At 38.5% G+C, this 21014-nt stretch carries 22 protein-coding genes; 9 read left to right on the forward strand and 13 right to left on the reverse strand.

Going from position 1 to position 21014, the window contains the following annotated elements:
• The first annotated feature begins 24 nt into the window (after positions 1-24).
• Entirely contained in the window at positions 25-396 is a 372-nt protein-coding gene (gene rplS / locus ACSC97_RS06045; RefSeq protein WP_004660214.1) for a 50S ribosomal protein L19, read from the forward strand.
• 61 nt (positions 397-457) lie between these two features.
• Here the strand turns inward: rplS and ACSC97_RS06050 are convergent, their stop codons facing one another.
• Positions 458-1432 (reverse strand): lipase family alpha/beta hydrolase, encoded by a 975-nt coding sequence (locus tag ACSC97_RS06050; RefSeq protein ID WP_436659889.1) that lies wholly within the window; start codon positions 1430-1432, stop codon positions 458-460.
• A 95-nt stretch (positions 1433-1527) separates the two neighbouring features.
• The gene (locus ACSC97_RS06055) at positions 1528-2571 is read right to left on the reverse strand and encodes a lipase secretion chaperone (protein WP_436659891.1); all 1044 of its coding nucleotides are present in this window, start codon (positions 2569-2571) and stop codon (positions 1528-1530) included.
• Between the two features lie 139 nt (positions 2572-2710).
• Here ACSC97_RS06055 and truB point away from each other — a divergent pair, with 139 nt between their 5' ends.
• The 3 genes from truB (at position 2711) to ACSC97_RS06070 (ending at position 4983) form a co-directional block, all read left to right on the forward strand.
• Positions 2711-3604: a tRNA pseudouridine(55) synthase TruB gene (gene truB, locus ACSC97_RS06060; protein ID WP_436659893.1), complete on the forward strand. Its 894-nt coding sequence runs from the start codon at positions 2711-2713 to the stop codon at positions 3602-3604.
• A gap of 11 nt (positions 3605-3615) precedes the next feature.
• Positions 3616-4386 carry a sulfite exporter TauE/SafE family protein gene (locus ACSC97_RS06065; protein ID WP_005403299.1) on the forward strand — a complete coding sequence of 257 codons (771 nt, stop codon included), beginning with the start codon at positions 3616-3618 and terminating at the stop codon, positions 4384-4386.
• 150 nt (positions 4387-4536) lie between these two features.
• Complete coding sequence (locus tag ACSC97_RS06070; RefSeq protein WP_004909538.1) at positions 4537-4983, forward strand: hemerythrin domain-containing protein; 447 nt, start codon at positions 4537-4539, stop codon at positions 4981-4983.
• 31 nt (positions 4984-5014) lie between these two features.
• On the opposite strand, the gene ACSC97_RS06075 is transcribed toward ACSC97_RS06070, so the two are convergent.
• The 3 genes from ACSC97_RS06075 to serA form a co-directional block, all read right to left on the reverse strand.
• On the reverse strand, positions 5015-5881 hold the full coding sequence (locus ACSC97_RS06075) for an EamA family transporter (RefSeq protein ID WP_004909535.1): 867 nt from the start codon (positions 5879-5881) through the stop codon (positions 5015-5017).
• 93 nt (positions 5882-5974) lie between these two features.
• Positions 5975-6844, reverse strand: a complete 870-nt coding sequence (locus ACSC97_RS06080) for an EamA family transporter (protein ID WP_004951636.1) — start codon at positions 6842-6844, stop codon at positions 5975-5977.
• A 105-nt stretch (positions 6845-6949) separates the two neighbouring features.
• On the reverse strand, positions 6950-8182 hold the full coding sequence (gene serA / locus ACSC97_RS06085; protein ID WP_004909533.1) for a phosphoglycerate dehydrogenase: 1233 nt from the start codon (positions 8180-8182) through the stop codon (positions 6950-6952).
• A gap of 356 nt (positions 8183-8538) precedes the next feature.
• Between serA and ACSC97_RS06090 the strand changes: the two genes are divergently transcribed.
• The 3 genes from ACSC97_RS06090 (at position 8539) to ACSC97_RS06100 (ending at position 11689) form a co-directional block, all read left to right on the forward strand.
• A complete protein-coding gene (locus ACSC97_RS06090; protein ID WP_005403295.1) occupies positions 8539-9948 on the forward strand; it encodes an FAD-binding oxidoreductase in 1410 nt (469 codons plus the stop codon).
• Positions 9949-10160: 212 nt separating this feature from the next.
• Positions 10161-10826 (forward strand): hypothetical protein, encoded by a 666-nt coding sequence (locus tag ACSC97_RS06095; protein WP_151711286.1) that lies wholly within the window; start codon positions 10161-10163, stop codon positions 10824-10826.
• A gap of 98 nt (positions 10827-10924) precedes the next feature.
• Entirely contained in the window at positions 10925-11689 is a 765-nt protein-coding gene (locus tag ACSC97_RS06100; protein WP_436659897.1) for a nucleotidyltransferase domain-containing protein, read from the forward strand.
• A gap of 259 nt (positions 11690-11948) precedes the next feature.
• Here ACSC97_RS06100 and ACSC97_RS06105 read toward each other — a convergent pair whose 3' ends face one another.
• The 3 genes from ACSC97_RS06105 to ACSC97_RS06115 all read right to left on the reverse strand — a co-directional run bounded on the left by ACSC97_RS06105 (position 11949) and on the right by ACSC97_RS06115 (position 13847).
• Positions 11949-12263, reverse strand: a complete 315-nt coding sequence (locus tag ACSC97_RS06105) for a putative quinol monooxygenase (protein ID WP_436659899.1) — start codon at positions 12261-12263, stop codon at positions 11949-11951.
• Between the two features lie 12 nt (positions 12264-12275).
• Positions 12276-12866 (reverse strand): NAD(P)H-dependent oxidoreductase, encoded by a 591-nt coding sequence (locus ACSC97_RS06110; protein ID WP_436659901.1) that lies wholly within the window; start codon positions 12864-12866, stop codon positions 12276-12278.
• A gap of 108 nt (positions 12867-12974) precedes the next feature.
• Positions 12975-13847, reverse strand: a complete 873-nt coding sequence (locus tag ACSC97_RS06115) for a DUF4349 domain-containing protein (protein ID WP_436659903.1) — start codon at positions 13845-13847, stop codon at positions 12975-12977.
• 182 nt (positions 13848-14029) lie between these two features.
• Here ACSC97_RS06115 and ACSC97_RS06120 point away from each other — a divergent pair, with 182 nt between their 5' ends.
• The gene (locus ACSC97_RS06120; RefSeq protein ID WP_004951657.1) at positions 14030-14401 is read left to right on the forward strand and encodes a hypothetical protein; all 372 of its coding nucleotides are present in this window, start codon (positions 14030-14032) and stop codon (positions 14399-14401) included.
• Between the two features lie 366 nt (positions 14402-14767).
• A complete protein-coding gene (locus tag ACSC97_RS06125) occupies positions 14768-16003 on the forward strand; it encodes an MFS transporter (protein ID WP_436659930.1) in 1236 nt (411 codons plus the stop codon).
• A gap of 20 nt (positions 16004-16023) precedes the next feature.
• Here ACSC97_RS06125 and yccS read toward each other — a convergent pair whose 3' ends face one another.
• The 5 genes from yccS to ACSC97_RS06150 form a co-directional block, all read right to left on the reverse strand.
• The gene (gene yccS / locus ACSC97_RS06130) at positions 16024-18174 is read right to left on the reverse strand and encodes a YccS family putative transporter (RefSeq protein ID WP_436659905.1); all 2151 of its coding nucleotides are present in this window, start codon (positions 18172-18174) and stop codon (positions 16024-16026) included.
• Positions 18167-18289: a hypothetical protein gene (locus ACSC97_RS06135; protein WP_265596795.1), complete on the reverse strand. Its 123-nt coding sequence runs from the start codon at positions 18287-18289 to the stop codon at positions 18167-18169. The genes yccS and ACSC97_RS06135 overlap by 8 nt, the downstream gene beginning before the upstream one ends.
• Before the next feature lie 112 nt (positions 18290-18401).
• Positions 18402-18983: a superoxide dismutase family protein gene (gene sodC, locus ACSC97_RS06140; protein WP_004964458.1), complete on the reverse strand. Its 582-nt coding sequence runs from the start codon at positions 18981-18983 to the stop codon at positions 18402-18404.
• A 107-nt stretch (positions 18984-19090) separates the two neighbouring features.
• Complete coding sequence (locus ACSC97_RS06145) at positions 19091-20188, reverse strand: AI-2E family transporter (protein ID WP_130575322.1); 1098 nt, start codon at positions 20186-20188, stop codon at positions 19091-19093.
• 121 nt (positions 20189-20309) lie between these two features.
• The gene (locus tag ACSC97_RS06150) at positions 20310-20954 is read right to left on the reverse strand and encodes a ParA family protein (RefSeq protein ID WP_004909505.1); all 645 of its coding nucleotides are present in this window, start codon (positions 20952-20954) and stop codon (positions 20310-20312) included.
• Positions 20955-21014: the final 60 nt, after the last annotated feature.

Below are 21014 nucleotides of genomic sequence, written 5' to 3' on the forward strand. Positions count from 1 at the left end.
CCCGCACATATTGGAGATTCCACAATGAGTGGTAAACATCCTTTAGTTCAAGCTGTTGAAAATGCACAGTTAAAAACTGATATCCCTGCTTTTGCTCCTGGTGACACTGTTATCGTTCAAGTAAAAGTAAAAGAGGGTGACCGTGAGCGTCTTCAAGCATTTGAAGGTGTTGTAATCGCGAAGAAAAATCGTGGTTTGAACTCTGCTTTCACAGTTCGTAAAATTTCTAGCGGTGTTGGTGTTGAGCGTGTTTTCCAAACTCACTCTCCAATCGTTGCTAAAATCGAAGTGAAACGTCGTGGTGACGTTCGTCGTGCTAAACTTTACTACCTACGCGAGTTGTCTGGTAAAGCTGCACGTATTCGTGAAAAGTTACCAGCTCGTAAACAAGGTTAATTTTAACTTTGTTGTAAAGCAAAAAAATGCGCCTTTAGGCGCATTTTTTTATGCCTAAAACTTAGAGTCCTTGTAGTTTTAGACGGTTCACATGTTGGCGATATATATCTGTAGGATTTGGTGACAATATAGAGCGTAGACCTAAAACCTGATTGACTTCATCCGCATGATTCCACGGTAAATTGTCACGGATAGTTCGACCGAATTTTGCACTACATCGACTAACCATGCCATCGTTGTCACCGATAAGATTTACAATTGGACTGGTACTAATGAATAAAGGATCAAGAGGGTCGAGGAGATTAGTTAATGCTTGTGTACCTGAAAAGGAATACATATAAATTCCTTTATCTTGATAATTTCCTTCACCACAAGAGCTTGTGGGCACACCCATTGGAAAACGATTATTAAATGCTGTAGAGCCTTCAACTGAAATACTTCGTCCTGCTGCCATTGCATCATGGGGATAACTTTTCGGATCAAGTCCTTGTGACCAAGTAATAGCACCTGAGAAAAAGTTCACGATTGCAGAACCAATATCTCCGAGTACCGTCCCATTGACGTTCATGATCAAGCTAGCAACAGGAGAGCCCTTATGTGTGCCACTGATACTGGTCAGTGAAGCAACTTGATTAGGCATAATTCCAGCAACATATCGGATCGTTGGTCCACCTTGGCTGTGTCCAATTAAATTGACTTTCGATTGTCCTGTAATCGCGAGGATATCTTCAACTTGTTGTATAAGCTGCTCTCCTCGAATTTCATTAGAATTGAATGGTGACAGTCGAGTTGTCCATACATTCGTTCCATTTCGTGCTAAATCAGGCAAGATCTGATGCCAATAATCAACACCTAAAGGGTCAGTTCCTGCGCGTGAAAATCCAGCCACACCATGCACAAAAACCACGGGATATTTTGTCTTTGCATAATTGGATATGACATAACTTGGTTGAACTTGAGTTGCATTTGATGCATAACTCGTAGTTGCGCTGATTGCCAACAAAGCTGTGGCAATGTAACGAAAAACTTTTGGCATAGTATTTCTCTCAATTTTTATTTTGATTAAGGTCTAAAGTTCTTAATGAACAAGACATTGCATCCGTGCGGAATAGCATTTTCAATGTCTAGTTTTTATTGGCTAAATGGTAATACTCCTCCTTGGTCATAGATTGTTTCAAACGTATGTAAGCGTTGTTGTTCTTGAGATGATTGAAAATTCTGTTGTTTAAGTTTTTGAATTGCTTGATCCTTAGCAACAGTGCTGAGATTACTATCCACAATCATTTTTCGAGCGTTCAGATAGGACAGCACACGTTGTTTCCACGTTGATCTCTGTTGATCAAGCGCTTCTAAACGTTCAGTTGCCGCAGCGCCTACTAGGTTTTGACGCATTTCACGAAGCTCTTGAGCAGAGCCATTTCTATCTTTAATTTGTTGAGTGAGAGCAGCAAGATTTTCGAGTTGCGTTAAGCTCTTTAGATTGTCCTGCCATTCTAAGGGAAGTTGTTCAAAGCGTTGTTGTAAGCGTTGAGCCTTTGCTACCGAATCGAGAGTATTGTTTTCTAAAATCTGCATTCGATCTAAAGTATATTGTTGGTAAACATCCTCTGCGCCAAATAATCCCTCGATTTCTCGTTTCGAAAAGATCTTTTGCTTTAGATCCTGCATAGCGTTAAAAACAGCTTGGAAATATTGATAGTTGTCTTGTGGAGTTTCATGAAGCTGAAGTTGACTCAGTGCTTCACGATAATTTAAATAGCGTGACCATAATTCTAAGATTTGTTGTTGTTGCTCGATTTGAAAATGCTGCGTAACAAACAACTGGAAGCGTCCTTGAATTGTCGTGATCTCATTTTCACCATACTGAGAAATGAAATATTCAAAGCAATTACGAGTTTTTTCATTAATGATTAATTGTTGAGAGGCGTCGAATAGCAGCTCACAATTAATCTCAGTATCATTTTGACTTAAGCTTTTAAGCTTTGAAATTTCATCATTCTGATTTAAGACAGTGGACTGATTTCTTGAGTTAGAAGCACTGTTGACAGATTGATCAATTGGTTTGCTGTTGGCGAGTTGGCTTTTAGGATATAGCCAATAAAGGATGATCATGAAAACCAATGAAATGATAAAAATAGTACAAAATTTCAGTATATTTGTTTTGGTTTTATTCATTTAAGCATCATCCATTTGCTTATTGGTTCGAAAACGAAAATAAATCTATCATATTTGTTGTTTTTTTCAGCGACTAATTTTTGAAAATCCGATGAATAGTTTTGATAAAATGATTTTTTAAGATTTTGATTTTTCGTATATGAAAAAAAGTTCTTATCGCCATTTAAGTGGTGTTTTTTTATTGAATAAACCACTTGGTTTGAGTTCAAACTCAGCACTTCAGAAAGTTCGCCATCTGTTTAATGCACAAAAGGCGGGACACACTGGTGCTTTAGACCCATTGGCGACAGGTTTACTTCCAATTTGTTTGGGGGAGGCGACCAAATTTTCACATTATTTGCTTGATTCTACAAAGCGTTATCAGACCACGGTAAAGTTGGGTGAAACGACTGTGACAGGTGATGTTGAAGGTGAAGTTTTACAGCAACGAGCAGTGCCGCAACTGACTGAAGAAACTATTGAGCAGGTATTAACAAAATTCCGTGGGGATATTCAGCAAGTTCCACCTATGTATTCAGCGTTGAAGCGAGAAGGGCGCCCTTTGTATGAACTTGCGCGTAAAGGAATTGAGATTGAGCGCGAAGCACGTCCCGTTACGATTTATGAGCTACGATTAGTGAGTTTTACCGAAGATAGCTTAACTCTGGATGTGACTTGTTCAAAAGGAACTTATATCCGTGTGTTGGGGGAGGATATTGGTGAGGCTTTGGGCTGTGGCGGACATTTGACAAAATTACACCGTGTTCAAACGGGACATTTTGAGATTGATCCAAATTATACCATTGAATATTTGGAAAGTTTGTCACTTGAACAACGGGATGCTTTATTGCTACCTGTCTATGCACCCGTTGAGCATTTCCCTCGTGTACAGCTCCCTGAGGGACGCGAAAAATATTTTGGTAATGGGCAAGAAAGTAATATTGATCACGAAGCGGCAGCGGAAGTATTAGTGTTTAATGGTGATCGTTGTTTGGGCTTAGCTGAAATTACAGATAAAAAACGATTAGTGCCAAAACGTTTATTGAATTTATAAGGATATAACTCATGGAGTGGGAACTCATTCTGAGTTTAATCTTTTTTGCTTTTTGTGCTGGAACAATTGATGCAGCAGTAGGTGGCGGTGGACTTATACAAATCCCTGCCCTAATGGGGGCACTACCAAATACCTCACCTGCAACAATATTTGGTACAAATAAGCTTGCTTCAATTTGTGGTACTGCATCGGCGGCATTTTCTTTTGCTAGGCGGGTCAAATTAAACTGGAAACTTTTACTTGTGATAGCCATCTTTGCATTCATAAGTTCTTTCGCTGGAGCTGCTTGTGTCTCCATGATCCCCACTCATATTCTAAGACCTTTTGTATTGGTCATGCTGGTCGTGATTGCGATTTATACTTTTATGAAAAAGCAGTTTGGGCAAGTTCATGTGGATCAACGTATTACTCCTAAACTGTTGATCTTTGCTGCGGTCGGTAGTTTAGCAATTGGTTTTTATGATGGAATCTTTGGACCTGGAACAGGCAGCTTCTTTATTTTCTTTTTCATTCGTTTTTTGCAAGTTGATTTCTTGCATGCTTCAGCACTATCCAAAATTGGCAATTTCATGACGAATCTTGCGGCATTAAGCTTCTTTATACCAACAGGTCATGTGTTATTTGCATTGGGTTTAATGATGGCACTAGCAAATATTGCTGGTTCATTGTTGGGTGTACGCCTTGCTTTAAAATATGGAAGCGGATTTATTAGAATATTGTTTTTAATTTTGGTGAGTATTTTGATTTGTCGATTGGGTTATCAAATGATAGTTACTGTTTGAACCAAAAGATAAAGTTTCACAACAAAAACATACCTAAATAATGCTGTCTAAAAAATCAACACTTTCTAAGATGGATGTTTAGCCAAAAACCGCAGTAACAAGATAATTACTATCTCGTACTGTGGTTGTTCGCCAATCTTAGAGGTAAAAATGAATATATTTGAAGCACTTCGAGAAAGCCATGAACAACAACGTAGTTTAGCGAATCAATTAATTACCACCAGTGGATCGAGTGATGAGCGTAAAGAACTTTTTGATTTGCTCAAAAATGAATTATATGCCCACTCAGTTGCTGAAGATCGTTATTTGTATATTCCATTGATGTTTGATGATGTGGGTTTAGATATTACTCGGCATGCATTGGCTGAACATCATGAAATGGATGAATTGGTAGAAAAATTAGAAGAAACCGACATGAGCAATCCAAGTTGGTTAGCGACAGCAAAACAATTAAGTGAAAAGGTACATCATCATTTAAAAGAAGAGGAACATAAGTTTTTCCAACAAGCAGGAAAAATTTTGGCAGATAGTGAGAAGGAAAAACTAGGTAAGAAATATCTAGCTGAATATAAAAAATATAAACGTTCAGATGCCTAATTTTTCTCTATTTAAAGTTTAAGAAGTGATCTTACTGTGGTTGTGATTTTTCACCACGTAAGGTCACTCCAATTGATGCGATCATGATACAAAGAAGAGCGATCCATTGAATCAAACTAATTTGCTCATGCAGTATGAAGAGTCCTGCTAATGCTGCTAAAGCAGGTGCAAGACTCGTTAGTGTTCCATAACTGAGTTTGCTTAAGCGTTTCAATGCCATCAAATCAAGCGCATAAGGAATGGCAGTGGCTAATACTGCAATCACTAGGGCTTTGCCCCAATATTGCGTATCAATTAAGGCAGGCGTGTTGTTCCAAAGTCCGAATGGTAATAAGGTCAGTGCAGACAAACCAATCGCAATAGTAAGCGCATGCATCCCAATATTTTGCTGTACCACGCGATGCCCAAAATAAATATATAAGGCCCAAAAGAGTCCAGCACTTAAAGCGCAAGCAGCTCCAAAATAGGAGAAATTTTCCGAGTTCGCATCGTGCCAAGGAACCATTAATGCGATTCCTAAGATAGCAAAAACCACCCAAATATAATCACTACGCTGTTTGATTGATAGTAATGCTAATCCTAAAGGACCGATGAATTCTAGGCCTACAGCAATCCCTTGAGGCAGTTTGCCTAAAGATGTATAAAACAAAATATTCATACAACCTAAGGATGCACTATAAAGTAATAAATCACGCCATTTTAAATACTTTAGCTTAGATAATACTTTCCATGAGCGGAACATGATCGCAACCAAAATCGTTGCAAAACAGAGTCGCAGAATCGTGACAGTCAGTGGATCAAGTGTTGCAATAAGTTGTTTGGCAAATGAAGCGCTGATTTGATAAGACACCATGGAAAGAACCATGTACAGCACCGCGACCAACTGGATATTTTTCATGGAAGATCTACAAAAGCAAAGTAAAAAATACCTACAAGATAGGTGGTTTGATTATAAGTTGAAGACGGTACATCGTGGTGGAACGCTTTCATTTTATTTATTCACTTTTTGCTGTCGAGCATGTTGAGTGGTAAATGTACAACCGATCGATGCGATGATAATCGTGCCAAGCGCAAGCCATTGATTCCACAATAAAGTCTCACCCAGAAAAATAAATCCTGATAATGCGGCTACGGCAGGTTCAAGACTCATGAGTGTTCCAAAACTTAAAGGAGTTAGGCTTCTTAAAGCGATCATTTCTAAAGTAAAGGGCAATGCACTTGCTAAGATTGCCAGTCCAATAAAATAATAGATATTTGGCAATTCAACGACACGGTCAAGCGCCCCTGAAAAGATGGCGAAAGGTAATAAACATAGCATGCCGATACTCATTCCCAGACAGACAGTATGATTGCCTGAAATGCCAGAAGGCTTCTGTCCCGCAATAATATAAAGTGCCCAACAGGCACCCGCACTGACAGCAAAAAAGACACCGACTAGATCCAATCCTTGCTGAGCTTGCTGTAGCGGGAAAAGTAGAATCAAGCCTAAAATGGCACATCCCACCCAAATGAAATCGTATTTTTGGCGAGCATGATAAAGTGCTACGCTCAAAGGTCCAATAAATTCAAAAGCAACAGCCAAGCCTAGAGGTAAGCGCTCCAGTGATAAATAAAAGAGGGCGTTCATTCCTGCTAGTGCCATACCGTAGCTGAGTATGGCTTTCCAACGAACAGCTTTAAAATTGATGGTCCAAATTTTAAAAATAATTGCCAAAATGATCGCACCAAAACATAGGCGCATTGCGGATACGGTCAATACTGGAAAACTTTGAAATAAAATTTTGGCTAAAGAACCGCTACCTTGTACACATAACATGGCGATCATTAAGAGGAGGAGAGCGTGCACAGGTGTTTTTAGCATTGGGACACTTATTATTGGAACAATTGGTTTAATATTCACATAATAATTCAATCACCAATAAAAAAGCCACAGCAAGTGCTGTGGCTTTTGAGTGAATTGTCTAAATTAGAACAATACACGTACTCGGATTGTACCTTCTACATTATGTAGAGTATCCAAAGCTTCTTGAGATGCAGAAGCATCAACATCCATTACCAAGTAACCGATATCACCTTTAGTCATTAAAGATTGACCAGAGATATTGATTCCTTGTTCAGCGAACAATGTATTGATCTTAGACAATACACCAGGAACGTTTTTGTGGATGTGAAGTAAACGATGTTGACCATCAGAAAGTGGTAATGCGATTTCTGGGAAGTTCACCGCAGAAAGTGTCATACCTTTATCTGAATACGCAACGAATTTTTCAGCAACTTCTAAACCGATGTTTGCTTGCGCTTCCATCGTAGAACCACCCACGTGCGGTGTTAAAATCACGTTGTCTAAGCCGCGAAGTGGAGATTGGAATTCTTCACCATTTGCTTTTGGCTCTTTCGGGAATACGTCTACTGCAGCACCAGCGATGTGACCAGATTTAATCGCATCAGCTAAATCTTCGATAATTACACATGTACCACGTGCAGCATTGATGAAGATTGAACCAGGCTTCATTTTCGCAAACTGTTCTTTCTTGAAGAAGTTACGCGTAGAAGGAACATCAGGAACGTGTAAAGAAACCACATCAGCAGTTTCTAAAAGCTCATCCAAAGAACCGACTTGGCGTGCATTACCTAACGGTAATTTAGTTACCGCATCATAATAGCAAACTTTCATACCTAAGCTTTCAGCTAAAACTGAAAGTTGAGAGCCGATAGAACCGTAACCTACGATACCTAATGTTTTACCACGAGTTTCGTATGAACCAACAGCCGATTTGTTCCAACCACCTGCATGCGTATCTTTTGATTTTTCAGGTACACGACGAAGTAATAAAATTGCTTCAGCAAGAACCAATTCTGCTACAGAACGCGTATTCGAATACGGTGCGTTGAAAACAGGAATACCACGAGACATTGCTGCTTTTAAATCAACTTGGTTAGTACCAATACAGAAACAACCAACCGCAATCAATTTATTCGCTGCTTCAAAGATTTCTTCAGTCAATTGAGTACGCGAACGAATACCAATAAAGTGCGCATCTTTGATCGCTTCTTTCAAAGCTTCGCCTTCAAGCGCAGTTTTGTGGTAATCGATGTTGGTATAACCCGCAGCGTTTAATGTATCGATGGCATTTTGATGCACACCTTCAAGCAAAAGGAAACGGATTTTGTCTTTAGGTAGTGATAGATGTTGGCTCATTACGGCTCCGCTACAAAGGCCAAAATTTAGTTGCGGTATCATAGCATAGAGCTTTGTGTTATAGATATTTCGTTTAAAATTAGCTCAGCATAATTGTTGAGATTTTTTCAGTTTCGAATGAATTTTAGTTCATATACACATTTTGTTATGACGAGATGTTTATCCTGTGCTTTATCCCTCGCTTGCTTACATGTAAAATAAAGGAATACGAAGCTCGAACTCGTTGTGTAGACAGTTTGATAGTTCGCTAGCGTTTCTATATTTTGGATGTTTTGAATCCTTTGTTTTCAAGCCCTTGAAATACACTCAGGATCATCCAGAAGTCCTATATCTCTTTCTTACTAGGCCTGAAAACGATGAATGCTCCAGTCGCTTTAACACCCGAGTTATTGACCCTCTTAACGGCAATCGTGGGTGAAAACCGTATTAAAACTGATGCCGATAGCTTGGAAAATTGGGGACGAGATCATACTAAACACTTTGATCCGAACCCATCAGTCATCGTTTTTCCATCAAGCACTGAACAAGTTCAAGAGATTGTAAAACTGGCGAACCGTTTTAAAGTGGCAATCACGCCATCAGGTGGTCGTACAGGTTTATCTGCTGGTGCGGTAGCGAACAATGGCGAGATCGTGATTAGCTTTGACAAGATGAATCAAATCTTGGAATTCTTGCCAGCGGATCGTATGGTTCGTGTTCAAGCAGGCGTGGTGACTGAGCAATTGCAAAATTATGCCGAACAACAAGGCATGTATTACCCAGTAGATTTTGCATCGACAGGTTCTAGTCAAATTGGTGGAAATATCGGAACCAATGCAGGCGGTATTAAAGTTATCAAATACGGCATGACACGTAACTGGGTGCTTGGTTTAACGGTTGTTACGGGTAAAGGTGACATTTTACGTTTAAACAAAGGCATGATTAAAAATGCGACGGGTTATGCGTTGCAGCATTTGTTTATCGGTGGAGAAGGCACATTAGGTTTGGTGACAGAGGCTGAGATTAAACTTGAGCGTCAACCACAAAACCTACAAGTCATGGTATTGGGTACGCCTGACTTTGAAGCGGTGATGCCTGTATTACATGCTTTCCAAAAAGAAATCGACTTAACCGCATTCGAGTTCTTTGGTGAAGTGGCAATGCAAAAAGTGTTGGATCGTGGTCATGTACAACGTCCATTTGAAACAACTTGCCCATTCTATGTATTACTTGAATTTGAAGCGCCGTATGAGCCGATTATGGACAAAGCAATGCAGATTTTTGAGCATTGTATGGAACAAGGTTGGGTGATTGATGGCGTAATGAGTCAAAGCTTAGAACAAGCACAGAGCTTATGGCGTTTACGTGAAGATATTTCGGAATCGATTGCACCGTATATTCCTTATAAGAATGATATTTCAGTGTTAATTTCGCATGTCCCTGCGTTTATCTCAGAAATTGATGCGATCGTTTCACAAAACTATCCAGACTTTGAAATCTGCTGGTTCGGTCATATTGGTGACGGTAACTTGCACTTAAATATTTTAAAACCTGAAAACCTAACTAAAGACGAATTCTTTGCGAAGTGTCAGGTGGTGAATAAATATGTGTTTGAGACTGTGAAAAAATATGATGGTTCGATCTCTGCCGAACATGGTGTGGGAATGACCAAGAAACCGTATTTGGAATATTCACGTTCGCCTGAAGAAATTGAATATATGAAAGCATTGAAATTGGCATTTGATCCGAATGGGATTATGAACCCAGGGAAGTTATTTGATCTTTAAGAAGCTATATAATTAATTGATGTTTAAATCAAAAAAACCGCAATATATTTAATTGTATATTGCGGTTTTTCTTATATAAAAATTTATAAAAAAACATTTGCAGGGTAAAATATTAATTGAATTAAATTTTTTAATTCTTTAGTAAATTATAAAATTAATGAGGATAATAAAATATGAGTATTTCAAAATTCTTTAAAGGATTTGGAGAAATTGTGGAAGGCACTGCTAAATTAACTGGTGAAGCCATTAACGGTGCATGTGGTGTTATTTCAGATATAACAGGTGCAGAATCACTCAAACAAGTAGGGGTTTTGGCTAAAGAATCAACACATCAAACAGGTAAAATTCTTAATCATCTATCTGCAGGAGTTGGCAAGACAACTGAAGGTTTATTAGATGATAATCCTCAAATGCGAGATCAAGGACTTTCTCAATTAGGGAATACTGTTGTAACAACAGCAAAAGGTGTGGTTGGGGGAGTTGTTGTGACTGCCAATAAAGTTGGTGATGTTTTTGAGGCTGTTATCAATGAAGATATGGATAAAGCTAAATCAGCACTGAAAGAGGTTGCAATCATTGGTGGAGCAGCTATTTTATCTGTTGGGGTTCTAGAGGTCGCAGGTGTTACTAATATCGTTGGTGATTCCACTGATATTCCGCCTTCTTCGGGTATAGCTGTAGAAGGGAGCAATGTAGATAATACACATTTTGTAAACCCGCACCATGTAGAAGGGTATACAACATCATCTGGTACTCAAGTTGATGGATATTGGCGAGATGGTGACGGAAATACCGCTTATGATCGTACAGTTGATAATGGTGGAGGGTATCAACAGACGAATCCCGATAATACGATTCTTAATAATCTTAAAGGTTAGGTAAGCTTAAGAATTATTAAGGTTATGCAAATTTATTAAAAGCTAAATAAAAAGTGTATTTTCGTAAGTGCACTTTTTTAAATAGAAGTAAAATTAACATGAACATCCATCACGAAATCGAAAAACTGTTTCAACAGCGCCAAGACATTCCATTATTTTATATCGAAAGTGGTAGTCGTTTATGGGGTATGGCCAGCCCTGACAGCGACTATGATGTACGCGGTTTTCATTTACCGAGTAAAGAGCAATATTTTGATTATAAAAAGTACCGTGATCTAATCGAAATCATGGACGGTGATTTTGATTTCGTTTCTTATGATCTCGACAAAATGTTTGGCTTATTGGCAAAAAGTAACCCAACGGTATTGGAATGGGTCAGAGCACATATTGTTTATTTTAATGCTTTTCCAGAGTGGCAAACCTTTCGCGATGGATTGCTAGAACGAATCGATTACAGTGCTTTGTATCATCACTATTTATCACTGGCAAAAGGTGGTATGAAAGTGATGCAAACTGCGGATAATTTTACTTATAAGAAAGTGTTTTATTCGATCCGTGGTTTGATGTCGGCAGAGTTAGCCACTCAAGAAGTCATGCCAGAATTATTGATTACCGATTTATTCGCCCAAGTCTCTGAGCATGATTCATTACGTCATTGGGCAGAAGATTATTTGGAAATTAAAAAACAGCAGAAAGAAAAAGCCCAACTACCTGAAGTGGAACAAGCCGCTATTCTGAATTTACTGGAAACCAAAATAGAGCAATTGGCTGTTAAAGAAATGCAAAAAGCTGATCGTCGAGAGGGCTTAGAATGTTATTTAACAGAATATAGCCGACATTTGAAGCAGTATTATTATCAGTAAAATCATTTGCTTATATTTTTCTTTGTCTTGACGGAGTCGTATTGTGTTCTCATTCATATTCAAGATTAGCCTTCGGCTGGAGTTACTTTGGTTTTGCCCAAAGTAACCAAAGGCATTGTCATCTGCAAAACCTGTTCACTTCTTGTATTAATTAAAATTTATCGCAGAAACAGTATCTTCTTGAAATCACGCAGGTTGCAGATGACATTACCGAGTATCATATATTTTATGAGGATTTGATAAATAACCAATCTTTGTTCTAAATCCCATTTTCCAAAATACGCACTTTGACATTAGCCACATGAGCTTTGGTCGCTTCAAAATGCTTTAGCATATGCGCCGTTTGCATATGTGCTTCAAGATGAACGGTACTTTCCCATTGTTCTAACATCACAATGCTATTTTCATCTTGCGTCTGCATCGCAATCGCTGGTAGATGATCAATCAATGGGGCATAACTGTGACAACCTTCTTCTGCCAATACAGTTGGAATGATTTTTTGGAATGCATCTAAGACTGCTTGGCGGTGTTCTGCACCTGCATGTGTCTGAATTTCTGCAATAATTGTCAACATAGTATTTCTCTCTTAATGGGCAGTCGCAAAAAGCTGATCTAAATGGGCTTTATAAGCTTCGATGTAGCTTGGGACATCAGGCATTTTGATTACATCATTCACGATAAATGTAGGTAATGATTCCATACCCAAGAATTGATTGGCTTTATGAAAAGGTAAATACACGCCATCTACACCCATACCGTGAAAGAATTGGTCAGGATCAGTGAACGCTTCCATTGGTGCGTTCCATGTCAACGACAACATGTATTTTTTACCTTGAATCAAGCCACCTGAACCATACTTTTTAGAAGCATCAGAACGGCTACGTCCATCGCTTGCATAGAGGGAACCATGGCCAATCGTAAAAACATCATCAATATATTTTTTCATTGTCCATGGTGCACCCATCCACCAACCTGGCATTTGATAGATCACTACATCTGCCCATAAATATTTTTCAATTTCTGCTTGAATGTCATAGTCACTGTCGGTACGTGTCACTTGTACTGTATGACCTAAAGCTTTTAAATATGATTCTGAAAAGTCAGTCAGGGTGTCATTCAATTCACCATTTGAGTGAGCGAATTGTTTCGCGCCATTAATAATTAAAATATTGCTCATAAAATTAAACTCAAAAATAGATTTCTAAAACTTGAGTGCATTTTAGAGAATCTATTCATGAGTAAAAATGCGTAAATAAGCAAAATACTATTGATCAAAAATCAATAATTAGCTGTTTTGTTTTCTAGATTTATAGGCTTTACGAATAAACCAAACTGCAACGATTACAAGGAAAAATGCCCAGAATTGGATCAACCACAAAATAGTTTCTTTAAAATAAGAAAGCCCAATTTTGAATGCATCGGCTATCCGAGTCATTAAAGGTTCGCTATCGAGATGCGCAATACGATGAATGTTTAAATCTTGAGTTTTGCGAACTTGTGCTTGTTGAAAATATTCGATGCGTATTGTGCTGTAAGTCAATCGATCTTTAACCTCAAGTTGAGTCAATTGTTGAAGTTGATTATTGACTGTATTCGATGTGCTAGGGCTTTGATTTGCTGTATTAAGTTTTTCTTCTAACAGTTTCAGTTCATATCGCTTAGCTTCATAGCTTTGATTATTAAAGTTGAGCATCAAAGGCAATAGGCTATTCAAAAAGGCAGTAACTTGTTCATTTGGAACACGAATCGTAAGTTGTACGGTAGGGATGATTTTTTCATATACATCTATATGACCATCGAGACGTTCGCGCTGCGAACTATCACTAACCTGATAATTCACTTGTTTTTCTTCGATATAGCCATTTTGTTTGAGGAGTTGCTGTTCAAGTATAGCCGTCGTTTTTTGAACATCTTTGACTTCAAATTGTAGTTGAGCTGTTTTTACTAATTGTCGGCTTTGTTCTAGGGTGCTTTGCTGATCGCTGAGTAATTGCTCAGGATTTTTTGCAGTCTGACTTTGAGATGTATCTTGCGCTGCGGCAGCACTTTCAGTGGCCATTGCAGCCTCACCTGAAGGCGCTTCTTCTTTTTTAGAACAAGCAATTACTGAACTGCTTATGATTAAAATTAGAGTTAACTTTTTTGCTAAATCTGACATGTGTGTATGCCCAAAAATTTCTGATATTGATGTTATGGGTTTGTTTTATTTTGAGGATCACAATTGTTATCAAAGCATTGATAAATACAACAAATCTCTCATATGTCGCATACATTTTGTTATTCGACAGTTCATTTTTGCATAGTAGCATAAAAGAATAATGCAAATCGGAAGACTACAAAATGCATAAACTTTGGATTATTTTAGGATGTGGAATTTTTTTGACTGCATGTAATCAACCGATTGCTCAGTCGCAACAACAAGCTGCAGTGCAAAAAAGTACAGCGATGCATGCAGTACTACTTGACCAACCCAATTTGTTTCATGATGAAACTAATCTCAAAATTGATCAGCAATTTAATAGTGCTGAAAATCCTACAGATGCTGAGATTACCGTAGAGCAAGCGCAGTTAGATGATTCGGTAGCGGCTATTCGCACTGAATATCAGTTAAAACGTGATCAAGAGACTTGGAAAGTGGTGAATAAAAAACAAAGCTATCAATGTGCTCGAGGAGGGAATACCAAGACTTTCCAGTTTGAGCTATGTCCTTAAATGGTGAGTTATCTTTTAAGGTCGTGTGAAAGTTGAGCAGAATTGTGGATAACTTTTTGGTTATTCACATATCCACACAATTGATTTGCTTTGCTTAAATTGCGGTCATTTTTAAAAAGTGCTAAAGTTGCGCTTGGGAATTTTTCCAATAGGTAAAACTTTTTACCAATCTCACGTAAATAAATTGTTTTCTTAATACACCTTGTGAATACGGTGTTTTCACACTTTTACATGCGCTCTCACTGCATGGAAATCAAAATTTAATTTAAATCAAAACCATAAAATGATGTGGTGCGGAATCTATTTTCTTTTTTTTTCAGGGAAATAGACGGCACACGAATTGGTTATTTTTGTGAATAAAACATGATGACGAATAATCAAAGCATGACGTTAAACCGTATAACGCTCATGTTTCCATTGGCTTTAGTGCTATTTGAGTTTTCAGTTTATATCGGTAATGACTTGATTCAGCCAGCGATGTTGGCGATCACAGAGCAATTTGCAGTTAGCGCAACTTGGGCACCATCTTCAATGTCATTTTACTTGTTGGGTGGTGCTAGTGTCGCTTGGTTACTGGGACCACTTTCAGATCGGCTTGGACGCAAGAAAGTCCTATTGGCCGGTGTAGCTTTTTTTACGATTTGCTGTTTGTTGATTTTATTGACCCATAATATTCAACAATTCCTGACCTTGCGCTTCTTGCAGGGTATTGGTTTAAGTGTGATATCAGCAGTTGGATATGCGGCAATTCAAGAAACTTTTGAAGAGCGTGATGCGATTAAAGTCATGGCATTGATGGCAAATATCTCCTTGCTTGCGCCTTTGCTTGGACCTGTATTGGGCGCGTTCCTGATTGATTATGTGTCATGGCACTGGGGCTTTGTGGCGATTGCTTTTATTTCTTTTCTCAGTTGGTTCGGCTTAAATAAATTTATGCCAGCCTCGCAAGAAAGTCGTAAACAAGCGAAGCAGCCCTTTGGTTATATCTGGGATGATTTCAAACAAGTATTTAGTAATCGCCAGTTTTTAGGTTTAAGTGTTGCATTACCGATTGTAGGAATGCCACTGATGCTGTGGATTGCTTTGTCACCGATTATTCTCGTGGATGAGTTAAAGCTGAGTAGTGTGCAATATGGCTTGGCGCAGTTTCCTGTGTTTTTTGGTTTGATTGCAGGCAATATCGTTCTGATCAAAATTATGGATCGTTATGCACTTGGTAAAACCATTTTAATGGGTTTGCCGATTATGCTGGTAGGTACTTTATTTTTGATGCTCGGTGTGATTTGGCAAACCTATTTAGTGCCTTGTTTGCTGATCGGTATGACCTTAATTAGTTTTGGTGAGGGAATTAGCTTTTCAGTGATTTATCGTTTTGCATTGATGTCTTCTGAAGTATCGAAAGGAACGGTTGCAGCTGCGGTTTCAATATTGATGATGGTGAGCTTCTTCTCAATTATTGAAGTGGTTCGTCTGCTATATACTTATTTCCATATTTGGGCATTTGTATTGACGAGTTTTGCCTTGATAGCTTTTTGGTTTGGCATACCTCGAATGGTACTTAAACATTATATGCAAACAAGGCTGCAACAAGGCATTCATTAAATAGCGTTGAGCTAAACGCGCTACTTAATTTCTAGTTCAAGTAATCTATTTTTTAACATCACCAATTCAGGCAGAGTCTCAAGCAATAGCGTCATTTGTTTTAACAATAGTTGATGTTGTTCTGAGACTTGAGCCATTGAATTTAAACGATCAATTTCGCTAAACATCTCTTGGATGTGCTTTTCTGGAAGCGCTTGCCTTTCGATCAATGTTTGATTAAGCAATATTTCACTCTGGTCTAATAGCTTCAAAATATTTTGATCTTGAATTTGCACACGTTGATGACCCAGTGCTGAAACATAGCTCAACTGACTATGACTGTAGACCAAATAGCGAAATGCATAGTGAATGAGTTCTTGGTTTGGTTCAGGTTCTGTACTCAGACTAGAAATCATATTAGATAATTCAATCTGAGCATTATGGGCGGCACGACGAGCTTTTCGATACTCAAGATCGTTGGAGCGACCTTGATGATATTGATGGACGACTGCATGCAAATAATTGAGCGTTGCTTGACTGCTTTTGCGGATATTTTCAGGAATATTTCGGAAATTCCAATCTGGCCATATGAAGTTAACCGCTAGCCATGCGATTGCACAGCCGATCAACGTGTCAATGATACGCGGTAAAATAATGCTGAAACCTGCGCCTTTCAAATTGAAAATTAACAACACCATCAGCGTTGCCATCACTGTTGCGAGGGCATATTTTTTTTGACGTAAATAGAAAAAATACACCCCGCAAATTACGGTAATGACCAATTGACCTTCGATGCTAGGTACAAAATAAAGAACGGGCACACCTAAAAGCACACCCAACAACGTGCCAATCGTTCTAAGTTTTAAGCGACTTTTGGTGGCAAAGTAAGTGATCTGACAAACGAACAAACTGGTCAATAAAATCCAATAGCCATTTTTTGCAAAAGGCATCAAGGACACGGCATAACCTACGGCAAAGACAATAGCTAAGCGAATTGCATGACGAAATAAAGCAGACTGAGGACTTAGATGTTGTTTTAGTTTTAACAATAAATCCTGAAAGCCTTGAATATCCTCATCCAGTAAATTGAGATGAGCTTGTTGATGTTGTGTTGATCGTATTTCGATGTTTTGTTGAAATTGCAGTTGAGCAAATTGTTCATGAATACTTTTTAAGTTATTCAGAATCAGTTCTAGGTTTTTAACTTCAAGATTATGTGGATGTTGAGCAATCCAGTCTTGCATGGATTCTTCCAATTGAGCAAGCGCAGCATCAGCGAGTGGGGTATTTTGATAAGTACTTTTATGTAGCAAAGCCTGACTCAGTTTTTTGCAGGCAGTTGCTTGTAGAAACATATTTTTTTGAATACGAAAAATTAAATCGCTACGGCTAAAGTTCTGATGGATTTTTTCATAGTGCAAATAATTAGAGGTGACTTGTTCATGAATATCTTGCGCAAAATAATATAAGTTTAGCCAATAGATACTGCTGTTATTGATGCGTGAGGATTTAAGTCGAGAAAGTAAGGATTGTTTTGCTTGATTTAGACTATTCACCACCTGCGCATTTTTTTGTGAGAGTTCAAATAATAGTGTTTCAACATTGTCGACATTATCTGGATCAAACAACTTGGCTTTGCTCTGTAGCAGTTCCCCCATTTCTTTGAAAATCGTTGAAATCTTCTCCTGTAAGGGCAGGGTTGGTCGAATCATAAAAAATAAGATCGAGGTCAATCCGTACCACACAGCACCGATGACAAAATAACTTGGTTGTTGATACCAATTTGCATATTCACCTAGACCAAACATGGTGTAAATCGAAAGGAGAATCGTACCAAATGAAATCGTCGCATAACGTTGACCTAAAGCACCCATGAGAATCAGTGCTGCACTGGATAGGCTAAGGTAAACGATAAACCAAAATTTATAAGGTGCTAAAAATTCTAAAATGGTACTAACACTAAAGAACAGCACACAGACATAGACCAAATTGCGTAGCCGAATACTCAGACGATCATCGAAGTCTGTGAGGGCAGCCGCAATTGCGCCTAATGTAACAGGAACAATGAATTGACCTAGTCCCAATCCGTGCAACACCAATGTAGTGCCTGTCAACACAATCAAAATTTGTAGGCAATACAGTAGAATCGAGTTTGATCGGAATCGATTAAAAAGATGATAAAGACTATTCACGACTATATTCTGCTATGTGTTGATTCATCATCATATAGCCATATTGCGTAGCTAAAATAATGTGCTGATCAAGATATTGAGTCAATTTTTCAACCCATTTTTGTTGATTTTTCATTTAATAAAACTAAGCAAAATTCGTGCTCATCTTTTATTTATATTCATCTTTATAGATAAATTAAGTGAATAAAATCCTAAATTGTGGATATCTTTTGAGATACCCACAATCTTTATTTGATCACACCACAAGCAATTCTTTCACCACCTCCACCAAGGGGTTTAGGTGTGTCAGAATAATTATCCCCACCTGCATGAATCATAATCGCACGTCCCTGAATATCGGAGAGCTTTAATCGAGGTGCGATAACGGCTTGGGTTGCAAAGCCTTTTTCATTGACAGTGAGTGCAGGTAGATCACCTAAATGACCATTTTCTGGCGTGCCGTGATGGGCAATATTGTCAGGATTGTAATGACCGCCCGCTGCCAGTGCTGCACCCATTTTTCCATCTTTCATTGCAGCTTCACATGACGGCTTCTCGTGAATATGAAAACCATGTTCACCCGATGGAAGTTTCCACAATGCAGGGGTGATGATCAGACCACTTGGACTTTCTTGGAAGGATACTGTGCCAATCGAAGCACCTATACCATCGGCGCTTACCTGATGGATTGGGATTAAATATTTATGGTCGTAGCTAGTGGGCTGTTTCTGAATTTTTGCGGCATTATTGTCTAAGGGAATTGATGAGCATGCGCTGATACTCATCATGATTGCACTAAAAACTGTATACCGTTTTAAGGTTGAAAGCATTGCGAATTATCCTTATCTATTTTGTCTTTATTTGATTGATTCAAACAAAGTCTGGGATAACGCGCAAGCTAGATTCTGTATGACAAGATAAATGGTCAAAATCGCATTTAGGATTTAGTTTCTGGTGGCGCTTCGATCGCAGCAATAGGTTCTTGAACATTTTCATGTAGCCATTCGCGCCAAATCGCTAATAAGATTGCCAAAATCACTGGACCAATAAATAAGCCGACCAATCCAAAGCTGGCAATACCACCCAATACACCAAACATGATTAAGATGAATGGGATTTTTGTTGCTCCTGAAATCACGAGTGGTCGAATCACATTATCTGAGCTGCTGACGACTAATAAGCCCCATAACACAACACCGATTGCTTCAACTGTTTGACCTTGAGCAAATAACCATAAACCGACGCTGAGATATGAAATTGGAGTTCCAAAAGGAATCAATGCCAAGATAAATGTCACCATAGTCAACAACATTGGGTTGGGTACATCAGCTACAAAATAGCTTAGACCTGCCAAAATTGCTTGAGCTACAGCGGTTAAACCTACACCGTAAACGACTGCACGTGTTGTTTCTGAAATCGTTTCAAGATAATGATGCACACGAGGACCAATCACCATTTCAAGTGCACGACTCACTTGTGACAGAATCAGCTGACCATCCCGATAAAAGAAGAACAAGGTCATAATGGCAAACGTAAGTTTGACGAGGTTACGACTAATCTCGCTCAAGACAAAACGACCGTAGCTGAGATGACCTTGAATCCATTCAGCGACATTTTTGGTAATACTATTCGGATCAGCACTTAATTCATTGACTGTACGACTGATGTCTTTGCCAATGATGGGGAGGTTACGAATAAAATCTGGGACTTGAATGTGTCCTGAAAATAATTGTTTTTGTAGATTAAAATATAAATTACGACCTTCGAGTTGCAGCATGAAAATCGCAAAAATAAATGGGATACCGATCACTAAAATTACAAGTGTAATCATAATAGTAGCGTTCAGTGTAGGGCGGTTCTCACCAAAAAAACGACGTTGTACCCATAAATAAACGGGCCATGTCATATAGGCGATAATAGCCGCCCAAAGAACAGGGACAATAAAGTATTTAAGAATACTAAAGCCCAAAAACAATAAAACAAAAAACAATCCAAACAGCAAAACGCGTTGTAGTGTTGGAGCGTATTGTTGCACCATGGTTTTCTCTAGTGCCAAAAGATAATTGAAACCATATTAACTGAAAAATACCCTGAGTGAAATTTTCACTATAGGATTTCAGCATTAAAGATCAAAAGATTAGCTTTAGATACAGTGTTTAGAACCATTCGCTCGGGTCATCGACCAATTGGTTTAAAACAGGTTGCCATTGATGTTGGATGCTGACAAAGTTTTTTTGTGGTTTATCAAAAACACTTAAACCCTGCATGGCTAATGTTCCATACGCACTTCTTTCTGATATCCATGCCACAGGTTCTTGTTCAATCTTGTTAAAGAAATCTTGGATATCTTTAGAGCTCGCGCTATTCGGTTTGACTCGATTTGCGACCAATAAGATTTGTACTTTTCCCTTGCGAATACGTTTAATCTCGTGAAGATGCTTGAGAAAACGGCGTGTACTATCAATATCGAAAAATGAAGGTTGTAATGGTGTCACAATCGCATGTGCTTCGCTTACCAATTGTTCAGCATGTTCACCAGATAAAGCGCCAGGCGCATCAATAATTAAATAATCGAGATTTTTGGGAGCTTCGCCGATTGATTTCTCATGTCGCCAATCGAGACTTTGAATATTAGTGACAGAGTCGGGGCGTTGTTTGAGCCATTGTAAGGATGATTTTTGATTATCTGCATCTGCGAGAGCGACTTTATAACCTTTTTGTGAGAGCGCAGTGGCGAGCGTAATCGCCGTCATTGTTTTACCACAGCCGCCTTTTTGATTTGCGATTAATATTGTCTTCATGAAATTAGATTTTTTAACGTGTGTTTTGTATTCCACTATACCTTAGCATCTTTTTGAACA

Source organism: Acinetobacter sp. P1(2025) (genome assembly GCF_051390655.1).
In the GTDB taxonomy this organism is placed as follows: Bacteria; Pseudomonadota; Gammaproteobacteria; order Pseudomonadales; family Moraxellaceae; genus Acinetobacter; species Acinetobacter junii.